The organism is Rhizobium sp. 007, assembly GCF_015353075.1.
In the GTDB taxonomy this organism is placed as follows: Bacteria; Pseudomonadota; Alphaproteobacteria; order Rhizobiales; family Rhizobiaceae; genus Rhizobium.
In genome coordinates this window covers 1,844,393-1,858,267 of record NZ_CP064188.1, presented here as the reverse complement: position 1 = coordinate 1,858,267, position 13,875 = coordinate 1,844,393, and the positions used below count along the sequence as shown (strand labels likewise).

Annotated in this window: 12 protein-coding genes and 2 pseudogenes; 11 read left to right on the top strand and 3 right to left on the bottom strand. The window is 62.4% G+C overall.

The genetic code is table 11. The features are described 5' to 3' along the window. Positions 1-55: 55 nt before the first annotated feature. Positions 56-193 (top strand): annotated as a pseudogene (locus ISN39_RS36915) (transcriptional regulator); the annotation flags it as partial. A gap of 344 nt (positions 194-537) precedes the next feature. Here the strand turns inward: ISN39_RS36915 and ISN39_RS29835 are convergent. From ISN39_RS29835 to ISN39_RS29825, 3 genes and pseudogenes are all read right to left on the bottom strand, one after another. Continuing rightward, a pseudogene (locus ISN39_RS29835) lies at positions 538-658 on the bottom strand (entericidin). Between the two features lie 22 nt (positions 659-680). Further along, entirely contained in the window at positions 681-1,007 is a 327-nt protein-coding gene (locus ISN39_RS29830) for a DUF2934 domain-containing protein (RefSeq protein ID WP_083635933.1), read from the bottom strand. A 4-nt stretch (positions 1,008-1,011) separates the two neighbouring features. After that, the gene (locus tag ISN39_RS29825) at positions 1,012-1,254 is read right to left on the bottom strand and encodes a hypothetical protein (protein ID WP_040114960.1); all 243 of its coding nucleotides are present in this window, start codon (positions 1,252-1,254) and stop codon (positions 1,012-1,014) included. 362 nt (positions 1,255-1,616) lie between these two features. Between ISN39_RS29825 and ISN39_RS29820 the strand changes: the two genes are divergently transcribed. The 10 genes from ISN39_RS29820 (at position 1,617) to ISN39_RS29775 (ending at position 13,712) form a co-directional block, all read left to right on the top strand. Continuing rightward, positions 1,617-1,763: a DUF1127 domain-containing protein gene (locus ISN39_RS29820; protein WP_074071407.1), complete on the top strand. Its 147-nt coding sequence runs from the start codon at positions 1,617-1,619 to the stop codon at positions 1,761-1,763. Between the two features lie 555 nt (positions 1,764-2,318). Then, the gene (locus ISN39_RS29815) at positions 2,319-3,347 is read left to right on the top strand and encodes a substrate-binding domain-containing protein (RefSeq protein ID WP_194731546.1); all 1,029 of its coding nucleotides are present in this window, start codon (positions 2,319-2,321) and stop codon (positions 3,345-3,347) included. Positions 3,348-3,410: 63 nt separating this feature from the next. Next, a complete protein-coding gene (locus ISN39_RS29810) occupies positions 3,411-4,937 on the top strand; it encodes a sugar ABC transporter ATP-binding protein (RefSeq protein ID WP_194731545.1) in 1,527 nt (508 codons plus the stop codon). 22 nt (positions 4,938-4,959) lie between these two features. Then, entirely contained in the window at positions 4,960-5,949 is a 990-nt protein-coding gene (locus ISN39_RS29805) for an ABC transporter permease (RefSeq protein WP_183923502.1), read from the top strand. Position 5,950: 1 nt separating this feature from the next. Continuing rightward, positions 5,951-6,958, top strand: coding sequence for a sugar-binding transcriptional regulator (locus ISN39_RS29800; protein WP_194731544.1), 1,008 nt, complete (start codon positions 5,951-5,953; stop codon positions 6,956-6,958). Then, positions 6,955-7,950, top strand: coding sequence for an aldo/keto reductase (locus ISN39_RS29795; protein ID WP_194731543.1), 996 nt, complete (start codon positions 6,955-6,957; stop codon positions 7,948-7,950). Before ISN39_RS29800 ends, ISN39_RS29795 begins: the two co-directional genes overlap by 4 nt. 12 nt (positions 7,951-7,962) lie before the next feature. Continuing rightward, entirely contained in the window at positions 7,963-9,711 is a 1,749-nt protein-coding gene (locus tag ISN39_RS29790; protein WP_194731978.1) for a glycerol-3-phosphate dehydrogenase/oxidase, read from the top strand. After that, the gene (locus ISN39_RS29785; protein ID WP_246763468.1) at positions 9,708-10,526 is read left to right on the top strand and encodes a class I fructose-bisphosphate aldolase; all 819 of its coding nucleotides are present in this window, start codon (positions 9,708-9,710) and stop codon (positions 10,524-10,526) included. Before ISN39_RS29790 ends, ISN39_RS29785 begins: the two co-directional genes overlap by 4 nt. A gap of 34 nt (positions 10,527-10,560) precedes the next feature. Then, entirely contained in the window at positions 10,561-12,090 is a 1,530-nt protein-coding gene (locus tag ISN39_RS29780; protein WP_194731541.1) for an FGGY-family carbohydrate kinase, read from the top strand. Next, positions 12,087-13,712, top strand: a complete 1,626-nt coding sequence (locus ISN39_RS29775) for a GMC family oxidoreductase (RefSeq protein WP_194731540.1) — start codon at positions 12,087-12,089, stop codon at positions 13,710-13,712. Before ISN39_RS29780 ends, ISN39_RS29775 begins: the two co-directional genes overlap by 4 nt. The last annotated feature ends 163 nt before the right edge of the window (positions 13,713-13,875 follow it).

Genomic DNA, 13,875 nt, shown 5'->3' with positions numbered 1-13,875 from the left:
CTGCCGCCGGCAGTGGCCGGCACGACCAACACCGTCTAACTGGCGTGCTGACGGCATCCTGTCCGCTGGTGTCGCTGATCTTGGCATCGGCTTTGCGTCGGAATGGACCGAGGGCTGCCGAACCGGTCCTTCGAGCTGAAGACGGTCAGGAGCATCGGTTCTAAGGATCGGATTGGGTGTTGCCCGGAACAAGTAAGATCCGATTACTCGTGCGAGGACATTCGTCGATATTGCACGGTCGTTGGTACAGATGGTGATGTGAGGGGGCATCTCAGTGCCTCCAGCCGAACAGCTTGCCGGACGCAGTCGATCCCGGTTTCCGCCTTTCCACGTGGCGCTCGCTAAACCCCTGCGGCTGCCCTTACCGGCCCACATGAGCTCGAACTGGCTCCGCGCATGGGCGCTTGCGCTTTGTATGCTCATTGTTTGAAGTAGCGTGCTTGCTGTGGCAGGTACGACGTCGACCCGAATGGCCGGCAACTGTTCTTCCCGGCGGATCGAGTTGGCGGCCGCGTTGCCCACGCGATTTCCGGCGTTCTATTTGGCGTTGACTGTACTGGCGGTGTCACGAACCCATGCCGCGGATCGTGTTACCGCAGGCGGAGAGTGAAAGCAGGATGCCGCAGGCGGCCGCAATTGTTGTCACGGTCTTCGTCATCTTCTCGTTCCTTTTGCCATGATCAGGGTTGCTCACGGGTGCCGGGCGCGGCCTCGCGCTGATCGGCATCTTCAAGGTCGGTTGCAACCAGGAACGCGTCGGTATGTTCGCGTGCGGCTTCTCTCAGGGCGTCCAAACTTGGAAGGTCGTCGCCTTCGATTTCCCCGGCCTCCCGTTCGATCTCCCCCTTCGCCTGGATCCAGTGATCTTCCTGACGACCCTCAGGTCGTCCTTCTCGCTCCCAAATGGCATGAGCTCGTCTCCGCACTTCGTCTTCGTGGATGGAGCCATGCCGTCCTCCATATTCATCAATACTCTGCGATCGAGCGTCATTTTGCTCTCCTGCCATGTCATTACCTCCAATACCGATTTCTGGTGGAGACGGACGACCTGCCCAGCAGGTAGCCAATGCCGAAGGCTGCCGCTCCAATACCGAGGATGAGTGAGCTTGCGGCCTGCGGATGGTCTGTCACGCCGACTGCGACAGCGTTGGCCTCCCGCTTGATTGCGGAGGCCGTGTCAGATGCGACTTTCCGGATGCCCTCAGGTTTTTCAACTGGCGATCCGGTGAAGCCGGCTTCGAGTTCATTTGCCATTGAGTTTTCCTTTCATAAAAGGAGAACTGGCGGGGAGGGGTGTCGGTTCCTCAGTATTTTACCGGCCGATGCGGATACTCCCGAGGTGGTCCGGACAAAGTTCCTGATCGCGTCCAATGAGGCGTTTGCAGGATGCGGCTTTTAAGATCGGCGGTTAGATGCCATTCAGGCGTCTGCTTAAAGAGCGAGCCAATGGCGATTGCCGCAAGAACTCCGGACCATATGCGGCAGACGCATAGCTGCGGTGACGGATTGTTGCTGTTTTAAAACGATTGAAACACCTATATTCCAATCATCGAAACGACGCCAGAGCCCAAGCACGGTTGCTGACGTCAGACAGCCCTCGGGAAAGGGGATTTATCATGAACGTGGCACGCTCTTTCAACAACTGGCGCAAGTTCCGCCAGACCGTTTCCGAACTTGGCCGGATGTCCAGCCGTGAATTGCAGGATCTCGGCATCGACCGCGCCGATATTCGTAGCATCGCCCGGGCATCGATCGCTCGCTAATAGCGCTGCTCCAAGCTCGCCGACACTGCCGACGCCCGCTCATGCGGGCGTTTTCGCGTCAATTTTCATGTTACCATATTCTCTAGGGCTTTTGCCGGTCGCGAGCCTGGTGGCTTGTGTTTCTTGCATAGCTGCAGTGCAACATAAAGCCTATCAACCGCCGAGCGATCGCGTATGATCTCTCTCAACGAAGCAATTGCATCTCCTCCCGCAGAGCTTCGTGTTTCAGGCGGCCCACTCCTCCTCCCAAGGGACGTCTGTAGGAATGGCGGCACTCCTCCTCCCAGTCGCTGTTCGGTTTTTTTGAGAAAGCCTGCCGCACCTCCTCCCGCGGCAGGCTTTTTCGTTTCTGGGCTCTGCTTGAGCACCACGTAGCGATGGTAGCGTATGTGAATTATAATTCACGAGATGAATTATATTGACAGGCGCGGCGCATTGCGTTTAGCTACCCCTACCGGACTTCGAGGAGGAAATCCGGTCATCACTGCGATCACCGGCGCCGGTCTGGCGCCCTTCGGGCTTTTTTGGGAGGGGCTTTGGCCCCGAGGAGGACACTTGCGCACTTTTTTCAGCACGACCGCGATGGCGGTCCTTGCGTCGACGCTCTTTGCCGGTTCCGCGGCCGCCGAAACGGAAAACCCGTTCCGCTGCAAGCCGGGCGAAAAATACGTCATGAACGTCATGGTGTCGGGCGTGGAATACTGGTTCCCCGTCTATGAAATGTTCAAGCAGGCCGGCCAGCAGCTCGGCTGTGAGACGGAATATACCGGCACGCCGGAATATGACGTCAACAAGCAGATCGCCACCTTCGACCAGGTGTTGGCACAGAACCCGGCCGGCATTCTCGTTCATCCGATGAATTCCGATCCCTTCATCGAGCCAATCAACCGCGCGATCGACCAAGGTACGGCGGTCGTCACGTTTGCGGCCGATTCGCCGCTTTCCAAGCGCGTCTCCTTCATCACCTCGGACAACACCCGCGAGGGCACCTATGCCGCCGACGCGATCGCCGAGAAGATGGGCGGCAAGGGTGAGTATGCGGTTCTCGAAAATCCGGGCCAGGACAACCACGACAAGCGTATCGCCGCCTTCATAGCCCGTATGGAAGAGAAGTGGCCGGACATGAAGCTCGTCGGCCGCGCTGCTTCCAACCAGGACCCGACCAAGGCTTATCAGGGGCTTTCGAGCCTTATCCAGGCCAATCCGAACCTCGGCGCGGTCTTCATGCCCGAAGCGAACTCGGCGATCGGCGCCGCACAGGCAAACAAGGAAAGCGGCGGCAAGGTCCTCGTCATGTGCGCAGATGTCAACGCCAACATCCTCGACATGATCAAGGCCGGTGAAGTCTTCGGCTCGATCAATCCGAACCAGGGCATGCAGGGCTATATGGGCTTCATGCTGCTGTGGTTCGCCGAGCATCCGGAACTGATCGACCCGATGAACGACGCCAAGCGCTCCGGATTCAACCCAATGAGCATCCCGGTCGTCGATAACGGCCTGTCTATTGTGACGGCGAAAAACGCCGACGACTTCTACTGGGACAAGTACCTGAAGAGCCGCGGCACGAAGGGTATCGAGGAATAAGCTTCTGAAGATCGCCATCCGCACCCTTGAGTGCGGATGGTCGTGATGGAGAGGGAGAAGACGATGGCAGAGCCGGTGCTCAGCATTCATGGCGTGACCAAGCATTTCGGGGCGGTGAAGGCGTTGACCGACGTCGATTTCACGCTGGAGCGCGGCGAAGTCCATGCGCTCTGCGGCGAGAACGGCGCCGGCAAATCGACGCTGATGAACATTATCGCCGGCGTGCTGCAGCCGAGCGAAGGCGAAATTCGCGTAGACGGCAAGGTCGTGCGCATATCCTCCCCTGCCGCCGCCCAATCGCTCGGCATCGGGCTCGTGCATCAGGAAATCGCCCTCTGCCCGGATGCGACCGTGGCCGAAAACATGTTCATGGCGGCGACCAACCGCCGCCGTGCTCCCTTCATGAACTATCGCGCGCTGGAGCGCGATGCACAGGCCGTCATGGATCATCTCGCCGCGATCGACGTCCGCCGCAAGGTCGCGGACCTGCCGATTTCCAGCCAGCAACTCGTCGAGATCGCCAAGGCTCTGACGCTCGACTGCCGCGTACTGATCCTGGACGAGCCTACCGCGGCGCTGACCGAAACCGAGACGCGGCAGCTTTTTGCAATCATCCGCGACCTTAAGGCGAAGGGCATTTCGATCATCTATATCAGCCATCGCATGGCGGAGATTTTCAGCCTGTGCGACCGGGTTACCGTGTTCCGCGACGGCCGCTACGTGTGTACCGACCACATCGCCGACATCACGCCAGACGACGTGGTGCGCCGCATGGTGGGGCGCGAGATCACGCAGCTCTATCCGGACAAGCTCCGTGCGGACGACGCGTCCGGGGAGGCGATCCTCGAGGCCGACAATATCGGTGACGGCGAGCGGTTCCATGATGTGAGCTTCGACCTGCGCAAGGGCGAGATCCTCGGGATCGGCGGCCTCATCGGCTCCGGCCGCACGGAAATCGCCGAAGGCATCTGCGGGCTCAAATCGCGCTCGGCGGGCACGGTTCGCCTGCATGGCAAGGCGCAGTCGATCCGCGCCTATTCCGATGCCGTGAAGGCCGGCATCGTCTATCTCTCCGAGGACCGCAAGGGGTCGGGCGTGTTTTTAGAGATGTCCATCGCACAGAACATCTCCGTACTGGACCTTAAGTCGCTGACCAATCCGATCGGTCTGCTCAACCGTCGCGCGGAAGCCGCACTGGCAGAGAATTTGGCGCGCCGGCTTGGGGTGCGCATGGGCGGCATTGAGGCGCCGGTCAAATCGCTCTCCGGCGGCAACCAGCAGAAGGTTGCGCTCGCCAAGCAACTTGCGGTGAAGCCAAAGGTCATCCTGATGGACGAACCGACGCGCGGCATCGATGTCGGCGCGAAAACCGAAATTCACCGCCTACTACGCGAGCTTGCGCGGTCGGGCATCGGCATCATCGTTATCTCTTCGGAAATGCCGGAGCTCCTCGGGCTATGTGACCGCGTGCTTGTCGTCCGGGAGGGGCGCATCGCCGGCGAGCTCGGCGTCGACGAGATGACGGAGGAGGCCGTGATTCGCCTCGCTTCGGGGGTGGGCACGGCAAAGGCGGCGAGCCATGCCGCGTGAGGACAAAGTGGGAGAGACGGGAATGGCAATCGACACGTTGGCGACAGGCGCACCGAAGACAGCATCCTTCAAACGCATCGGCACAATGCGCGAGGCGGGGCTGATCGCGATCATCCTCGCGCTCTGCGTGATCATGAGCTTTGCCTCGCCGCACTTCCTGACGCTTGGCAATTTCCGCGCCATGCTGATGAGCTTTTCCGTTGAAGGCATCGTTGTCGTGGGCATGACGATCCTGCTCATCGTCGGCGGCATCGACCTCGCGGTCGGCTCCGTGGTCTGCTTCGCGATGGTGCTCTCGGGCTCGCTCTTCCTCGCCGGGCTCGACCCGTGGACGGCCTCGCTCATCGGCATCCTCGCGAGCAGCACGATCGGTGGCATAATGGGCTTCTTTGTGACGGTCGTGGGTCTCAACCACTTCATCACCTCGCTTGCGGCAATGGTGATCGTGCGAGGCCTTTGCCTCATTATCACAAAGGGCACGCCGCTCTCGCTCTTCACGCTGCCGGCGGGCTTCAAGGCGGTGGGGCAGGGCACGTTTTACGGCGTACCCTACGTCATCTTGATCTTCGTCGCCGTCGTCATCCTGTTCGATTTCCTGCTGCGCCGGGCCACCGCCTTCCGCAAAGTCTTCTATACGGGCAGCAACGAGAAGGCCGCGCTCTACTCCGGCATCAAGACCAATCAGGTGAAATTCTGGGTGACGGTGCTCTGCTCCACGCTCGCCGGTGTCGCAGGCGTCATCTACATGTCCCGCTTCGGCGCGGCGACCCCCACCTTCGGCGTTGGCATGGAACTCAACATCATCGCTGCGGCGGTGATCGGCGGCGCCTCGCTCAACGGCGGCTCCGGCACGATACTCGGCGCCATCCTCGGCATCGCGCTTCTATCTGTCGTCACCAGCTCTCTGATCCTGCTCGATGTTTCAGTCTATTGGCAGGACATGATCAAGGGGTGCATTCTGCTCGCTGCCGTTTCGATCGACCATTTCCTGCACAAGCAGAAAGCTGCCTGACATGCCAATTGCGAAATTGAAAGCCAAGACGACAGTACCGCGCGAGGAGATTGTCATCGCCCGCCAGATGCACCAGGCGCTCGTCCTTCACTTTATGGAGGGCCTGACGCAGGCACAGATCGCCGGCCAGCTCGGCATCTCGCAAGCCACCGTCAACCGCCTCATCAAACGCGGCCGTCAGCTCGGCCTCGTCGAGATCAAGATCAAGTCCCCGGTCGAGCCGCTGGTCGACATGGAGGAGCGGCTTCTGGCACTCGGCGGCATCAGCCGCGCGATCGTGGTCCCGACCGTCTCCGACAATCCGCAGACCGCGCTCCAGGCAGTCGGGGAGGCGGCGGCGCGCCTACTGATGGAGGAGCTCGGCGACGGCGACACAATCTGCATCACTGGCGGCAAAGGGGTGAGCGCCGTCGTCGCCGGTCTGCAGCCGCCGCGCCGTTTTGATGTCGAGGTCATTCCGGCAACGGGCTGCGTCCAGGGCAAGCACTATACCGACGTCAACCATGTTTCGACCCTGATGGCCGACCGGCTCGGGGGTCATTCCTACCAGATCCACGCGCCCCTCTTCGCCGACGATGCCGAGCAGCGGGCGATGCTGATCAACATGCGCTCTGTCGCCGACGTCTTCAAACGTGCGCGCGAGGCGAAGGTGGCGGTGGTCGGCATCGGCTCGATCCTAACGGACGACTCCAGCTATTACGACCTGCATCCCTCCTCGAGTACTGATCGCGTGGCGATCGAGCGCTCGGGCGCAAGCTGCGAATTGCTTGCCCATCTGCTCGATGACCAGGGCCGGGTCTGCGACTACAGCCTCAATCGTTCGCTGGTGTCGCTCACCCTGGCGGAATTCGCCTCGATCCCGATGAAGATCGGCGTCGCCAGCGGCCCGAACAAGGCGGGCCCGATCCTCAGCGTCCTGCGCGGCAACCATCTCGACACGCTTGTCACCGACGAGGCGACCGGGGCACGCATTCTTGAAATTGCATCCAAGGAAGGGGTTTCGGCATGAGCGGCGAACAACTGATCCGCGAGATCGGGCGCTCCGGCGTCAAGGCGTCGGCCGTTGGGCTCGGCACCTGGGCGATCGGCGGTTGGATGTGGGGAGGAACCGACGAGGCGCAATCCATCGCCGCCATTCAGGCCTCGCTCGAAGCCGGCGTAACCCTGATCGATACGGCGCCCGCCTACGGGCTCGGCCGCTCAGAGGAAATTGTCGGCAAGGCGCTTGCCGGCCGGCGTGACAAGGCAGTGATCGCCACGAAATGTGGCCTCGTCTGGCACACGCATAAGGGCAATCACTTCTTCGACCAGGACGGTAAGCCGGTTCACCGCTATCTCGGCGGGGATTCGATCGTCCATGAAGTGGAGGACAGCCTGCGCCGGCTCGGCACGGATTATATCGACCTCTACATCACCCATTGGCAGGACGTGACGACGCCGGTCGAGGAGACCGTCGCGGCGCTGGAGGAACTGCAGCGGGCCGGCAAGATCCGCGCCATCGGCGCCAGCAATGTCAAACGGTCCGCGCTTGAGCAGTACATAGCCACTGGCTCGCTTGACGCGATCCAGGAGCGGTACAGCATGATCGATCGAGAGATCGAGGCGGACCTTTTGCCGCTCAGCGTTGCAAACGGCGTATCGACGCTCAGCTATTCCTCGTTGGCGCTCGGGCTACTTTCGGGCAGCATCGGGCCGGACCGGATCTTTTCCGGCGACGATCAGCGCAAGGACAATCCGCGCTTTTCCGTCGCCAACCGGCAGAAGGCCCGCGATTTCTCCGACGCGATCCGGCCCGTCGCGGAGCGTCACGATGCGAGCATCGCCCAGACGGTGATCGCCTGGACACTGGCGCAGCCAGGTGTGACTTTTGCCCTTTGCGGCGCGCGTAACCCGGCACAGTCACTCGACAATGCCCGGGCCGGCACGCTTCGACTGTCTCCGCAAGATCTCGCGGCCATCGACGCCGCCCTATCGGCGAAGCTGGCCAACATGGACGGATAACGGATTGTCATGATGAACCGCGAACAGACATTGGACGGGCTTCGCCGAAGCCCGAAGGTGGACGTGTGCGTCCTTGGCGGCGGCATCAACGGTCTCAGCGTGTTCCGCGAGCTGGCGCTGCAGGGCGTCAACGTGCTCATCGTGGAAAAGGGCGACTATTGCTCCGGGGCCAGCGCCGGGCTCTCGCGCATGGTGCATGGCGGTCTGCGCTACCTGGAAAACGGTGAGTTCAACCTCGTGCAGGAATCGCTCGTCGAGCGCGACCGGTTGCTGCGCAATGCCCCTCACTATGTCGCCCCGCTGCCGACCATGGTGCCGATCTTCGATATCTTTTCCGGGCTGGCAAACGGCATCGTGCGCTTCCTGGGGCTCACCCGTCGGCCGAGCCGCCGCGGCAGCGTCGCCATCAAGGCTGGACTGAGCATCTACGACTTCCTGACGCGCAAGCGCGCCCTGATGCCGCGCCATCAGTTTCGCGGTCGCAGGAGCACGCTTTCGAAATGGCCGGCGCTCAATCCGGCGATCCGCAACTCCGCCACCTATTATGATGCCTGGGTCAGTCACCCGGAGCGCATCGGCATTGAGCTCCTGCTTGATGGGCTCTTGGCCGGCCCGAGCGCCGGCGCCTTGAACTATGCGACGATCGAGCATGCACCGGCCGGGGCGTTTCTGCTGCACGACGGGATTTCGGGCGAAACCTTGGCAATCAAGCCGTCACTGGTCGTCAACGCGACCGGCGGCTGGATTGACATCGCCAATGGCGCGCTCTTTCCTGAGGCAGCTCGTCCCGCGCCGCTGATCGGCGGCACGAAGGGCTCGCACCTCATCATCGACCATGCGGGGCTTCGCGACATGCTCGATGGCCACATGATCTATTACGAGAACGAGGACGGGCGCATCTGCATCCTCTTTCCTTATCTCGGCAAGGTGCTCGTCGGCTCAACGGATATCCGCGTGGACGACCCCGGAACGGTGCGCTGCGAGGCCGACGAGCGGGACTATATCCTGCAATCGCTCGCCTTCGTGTTGCCGGGTGTCCGCATCCGCCCGGAAGAGATCGTCTTCCAGTTCGCAGGCGTGCGCCCGCTGCCGGCAAGCAATGACAGCTTCACCGGCCGCATCCCGCGTGACCATTACTGCACCGTTCTCGAAGGCCGCGACGGCGGGCCGCCAGTGCTCTGCATGATCGGCGGCAAGTGGACGACCTTCCGCTCCTTCGGCGAACTCGCCGCGGATATGGCGTTGGAACGGCTTGACCGGAACCGCCGCCTCGACACGGCGGACCGCACTTTCGGCGGCGGACGGGCATTTCCGGTAGACCGTAGCGGCTGGATTCGGGACCTGTCGGAATCGACAGGCCTTTCCCTCGATCGCGCCGCAACGCTTTTCGAGCGCTATGGCACAGATGCGAAGGCCGTCGCCCGCTTCACCGCCGCGGGGCCGGACAACCTCTTGCCTCATGCCGGCTACAGCGCCCGGGAGCTCCTGCATCTCATCCGCACGGAGGCGGTCGAGCATCTGGACGACCTGCTCCTCCGGCGCACGACACTTGCCATCACCGGTGAGCTTTCCCTCGACATGGCCGAGATCGCGCTCGACCTCCTCGCCGACGAGAAAGGCTGGCCAGTACAGCGCAAGGACGAAGAGCGCACCCGTTTTCTCACCCTCATGCGCGAGCGCCACGGCGTCGCGGAGGCAACCCTTTCCGCAAGGAACAAACAAAGGAGTGAACCATGCGAGACAACCGCAAGATCCGGATGAACCGGCTGTTCGGCAACGGCCGTTGCCTGGACGTGGCGATCGATCACGGCGTGTGCAACGAACCGTCCTTCCTCGATGGACTCGAGAACATGCCGGCCATCGTCAACGCGCTGGTCGATGCGAAGCCGGATGCGATCCAGATGAACTACGGCCAAGCCGACCTGCTGCAGGACATTGCCGGCAAGGAGAAGCCGGCGCTCGTCATGCGCATCGACATGGGCAACCCCTATAACCGGATCCGCCATCGCGACATGTGGGCGGTGTTGCAGAACGAGGCGGAGCCGCTGATCGGCGCGTTGCAGATGGATGCCGCCTGCGTGGTGGTCAACCTCTTCATGCTGCCGGACGAGCCGGATCTCTTCCGCCAGTGCGTGCAGAACATTTCTCGCGTACGGGCAGACTGCGAAAAGTACGGCGTGCCGCTGATGATCGAGCCGCTCGTCATGCAGCCGGTCACCGAACGCGGCGGCTACATGGTCGATGGCGATGCCGACAAGATCGTCACGCTGACGCGGCTTGCCCGCGAGATGGGCGCGGACATAGTCAAGGCGGACCCGACGACGAATGCGGAAGATTTTCACCGCGTGGTCGAGGCTGCGCGCTGCCCGGTTCTGGTGCGCGGCGGCGGCAAGGAAGACCTGCGCGCCGTGTTCGCCAAGTCCGCGGCCTTGATGCGGCAAGGCGCGGTGGGCATGGTCTATGGGCGCAACATCTACCAACATGCCAATCCGAGCGCCGTCGTGCGCGGGCTCATGGCGATCGTGCACGAGGATGCGAGCAGCGAGGACGCCTTCGCGCTCTATCAGCAGGGGTGAAGGCGTAACCAACCGAACCTGGGAGGGGTTGCGAATGGGAGACTATCTTTTAGGGATCGACGCCGGCAACACCGTCATCAAGGCGGTGATCTTCGACCGGACGGGCCAGGAACTGGCGCATGCGGGGGAGGAGGGCCACAGCCGCATGCCATACCCCGGCCATGTCGAGCGCGATCTCGGCGAGCTCTGGGCCCATGCCAAGCGCGTCATCCGCACCTGTCTGGACAAGGCGGGCATCGCGGCGACCGATATCGCCGCAATCGGCTGTGCCGGCCATGGCAACGGGCTTTATGCGCTCGACCGGAACGGCGAACCGTTCCTCGCCATCCAGTCGCTCGACACGCGGGCGATAGGTCTCGTCGAAGAATGGGCGGCGGAAGGCGTGGGCGACCGGACCTATCCGATCGGCCGCCAGCGCCCCTGGCCCTCGCAGACGCCAACGCTTCTTGCTTGGCTGAAGCGTCACAGGCCGGAGCTCTTCGAGCGCATCGGCACGGTGTTCTTCTGCAAGGATTTCGTCGTCAACCGTCTGACCGGCCGTCGCGTCAGCGAGGTCTCGGACATGTCCGGCGCCGGCCTTCTCGATCTCGCCGCCCGCCGGTACGACCGGACGCTGATGGCTGCCTATGGGCTGGCTGACTGCATGGACCTGCTGCCGCCGCTCATCGAAAGCGCCGACATCGCTGGCACCGTGACTGAAGAGGTCGCAGCGCAAACCGGGCTTGCAGCCGGCACGCCAGTCATCGGCGGGTTGTTCGACGTCGTCGCCTCAGCACTCGGCTCGGGCGTCTCGCGCACCGGCAGCGCCTCGATCATCGCAGGCACCTGGAGCATCAACCAGGTGATCATCGATCGCCCCGCCCTCGACGGGCCGGTCTTCATGTCCGCGACCTTCGACCGCAGCCGTTACATGGCGATGGAAAACAGCGCGACCTCGGCCGCCAATCTCGAATGGCTGGTGCGGGAATTCTTCGAGGGGGAACATCAGGATGGCGTATCGCCCTTCGACGCCTGCTGCGCTTTGGCGGCTGCGATCGAGCCTGCGTCCGACGATCCACTCTATCACCCCTATCTCTACGGTGCCCAGCAGGACGGCCATGCGCGGGCGGGCTTTTATGGAGTTGCGGGCTGGCATGGCAAGGGGCACCTGGTTCGCGCGCTTCTGGAAGGCGTGGCCTTCGGGCATCGTCAGCACATCGAGACGATCCGCAAGGCGGGCGCCATCTTCGACGAGGCCGTGCTGTCGGGCGGCGGATCGCGCAGCCGCCTCTGGCCGCAGATATTCGCCGACCTGCTGGGTATGCCGGTTTCCGTCGCTGTCTCGCGGGAAACAGGCGCGTTGGGCGCGGCGATTGCGGCGGGAACGGGCGTCGGCCTCTTTGCGGATTTCACGGAAGGGGCGAATGCCATGGTGCGGGTCGAACGGCACTACGAGCCGAACGATGCGCTGACGGCGCACTACAACAGGCGCTATGCGCTCTACAAGGATATTGCAGAAGCGATGACCCCCCTCTGGCGGCGGCTTTCGGCAACCAAAGGCCAGGTGGCGGGAGCTGCGGCATGACCATGCATAGCACTGAAATGCCGGTGGACGAAGGCAGCTACGATTTCATTGTCGTGGGTGCCGGCTCGGCCGGATGCGTCCTGGCAAACCGGCTGTCCGCCGATCCGAAGAACCGGGTCCTGCTGCTCGAAGCCGGCGGCTCGGATCGCTACCATTGGGTCCATGTGCCGATTGGCTATCTCTATTGCATGGGCAACCCGCGTACCGACTGGATGATGAAGACGGCCGCGGAAGCCGGCCTCAACGGCCGCGCGCTGAACTATCCGCGCGGCAAGCTGCTTGGGGGCTGCTCGTCGATCAACGGCATGATCTATATGCGCGGGCAAGCCGCCGACTACGACGGCTGGCGGCAGGCCGGCAATGTGGGCTGGGGCTGGGACGACGTACTGCCCTACTTCTTGAAGTCAGAAGATAACTATCGTGGCAAGTCCGCCACGCACGGCGCCGGCGGCGAATGGCGCGTCGAGCGCCAGCGTCTCTCCTGGCCGATCCTCGACGCCTTTCGCGACGCGGCGGAAGAACTCGGCATTCCGAAGACCGGCGACTTCAACGACGGTGTCAACGAGGGTTCGGGTTATTTCGAGGTCAACCAGCGCGGCGGGGTGCGCTGGAACACAACAAAAGCCTTCCTGCGGCCGGCGATGAAACGCACGAATCTGCGCCTGCTCACAGGCGCCGAAACTGAACGACTTGAATTCAACGGAAAGACGGTCACCGGCGTGCGCTTCCAGCATCGCGGCCGCCTCTGTTTCGCTCGCGCATCCCGAGAAGTCGTGCTGTCGGCTGGCGCGATCAACTCTCCGAAGATCCTGGAGTTGTCCGGCGTCGGCCGGCCGGAGGTGCTCTCGGCCAACGGCATTCCCGTCCACCACGACCTTCCGGGTGTCGGAGAAAACCTTCAGGACCACCTTCAGATCCGCACGGTTTTCAAGATTGAAGGCGCGCGCACACTGAACCAGCTCTATCACAGTCTCTTCAGCCGCGTCGGCATGGGTTTGCAATATGCCATCAGCCGGTCCGGCCCGCTCTCCATGGCGCCGAGCCAGCTCGGTATCTTTGCCAAGAGTGATCCGGCCGTCGCGACGGCCGATCTCGAGTACCATGTCCAACCGCTCAGCACCGATCGGCTTGGCGAACCGCTCCATCGCTATCCGGCTGTAACGGTGTCCGTCTGCAATCTCCGGCCCGAAAGCCGCGGCACGGTGCATGTGACGACGCGCGACGCGGCGCTGCCGCCAGAAATCCGCCCTAATTATCTCTCCACCGCCGGCGACCGGATTTTGGCGGCACGGTCCATCCGCCACGCCCGCAGCCTTATGAAAACGAAGGTGCTCGCGCGCTTCCGGCCGCAGGAAATCCTTCCCGGTCGGGAGCACGACAGCGACGAGGATTTGATCCGCAGGGCGGGCGACATCGCGACGACCATTTTTCACCCAGTCGGCACATGCAAGATGGGGAATGACACTTTGGCGGTGGTGGATCCGACGCTGAACGTGCACGGGATCGATAGATTGCGTATCGTCGACGCCTCTATCATGCCGACGATTGTCTCCGGCAACACGAACTCACCGGTGATTATGATCGCGGAGAAGGCTTCGGAAATCATTCTGAAGCGGTTGTGAGCATTAATTGAAAATGTGCCAGCGCTGACGTTCGCGTTCAATCGCAGTGAGCGAGGCTCCAGTTCTGATCCGTTTAAGGCGCCTAATCTGTGCAGCAGAGCGATTCTACGAGAGGCGAGCCAGTTTTTGTGTTGTGCTGGTGATTGTGCGGCAGATCAGCCGC

What these genes read in the sequence shown, in the direction of transcription:
- ISN39_RS29830 (WP_083635933.1), bottom strand. Translation starts at nt 1,007, where the DNA reads ATGGCAGGAGAGCAAAATGACGCTCGATCGCAGAGTATTGATGAATAT.
- ISN39_RS29775 (WP_194731540.1), top strand. Translation starts at nt 12,087, where the DNA reads ATGACCATGCATAGCACTGAAATGCCGGTGGACGAAGGCAGCTACGAT.
- ISN39_RS29810 (WP_194731545.1), top strand. Translation starts at nt 3,411, where the DNA reads ATGGCAGAGCCGGTGCTCAGCATTCATGGCGTGACCAAGCATTTCGGG.
- ISN39_RS29805 (WP_183923502.1), top strand. Translation starts at nt 4,960, where the DNA reads ATGGCAATCGACACGTTGGCGACAGGCGCACCGAAGACAGCATCCTTC.
- ISN39_RS29800 (WP_194731544.1), top strand. Translation starts at nt 5,951, where the DNA reads ATGCCAATTGCGAAATTGAAAGCCAAGACGACAGTACCGCGCGAGGAG.
- ISN39_RS29785 (WP_246763468.1), top strand. Translation starts at nt 9,708, where the DNA reads ATGAACCGGCTGTTCGGCAACGGCCGTTGCCTGGACGTGGCGATCGAT.
- ISN39_RS29820 (WP_074071407.1), top strand. Translation starts at nt 1,617, where the DNA reads ATGAACGTGGCACGCTCTTTCAACAACTGGCGCAAGTTCCGCCAGACC.
- ISN39_RS29790 (WP_194731978.1), top strand. Translation starts at nt 7,963, where the DNA reads ATGAACCGCGAACAGACATTGGACGGGCTTCGCCGAAGCCCGAAGGTG.
- ISN39_RS29795 (WP_194731543.1), top strand. Translation starts at nt 6,955, where the DNA reads ATGAGCGGCGAACAACTGATCCGCGAGATCGGGCGCTCCGGCGTCAAG.
- ISN39_RS29780 (WP_194731541.1), top strand. Translation starts at nt 10,561, where the DNA reads ATGGGAGACTATCTTTTAGGGATCGACGCCGGCAACACCGTCATCAAG.
- ISN39_RS29825 (WP_040114960.1), bottom strand. Translation starts at nt 1,254, where the DNA reads ATGGCAAATGAACTCGAAGCCGGCTTCACCGGATCGCCAGTTGAAAAA.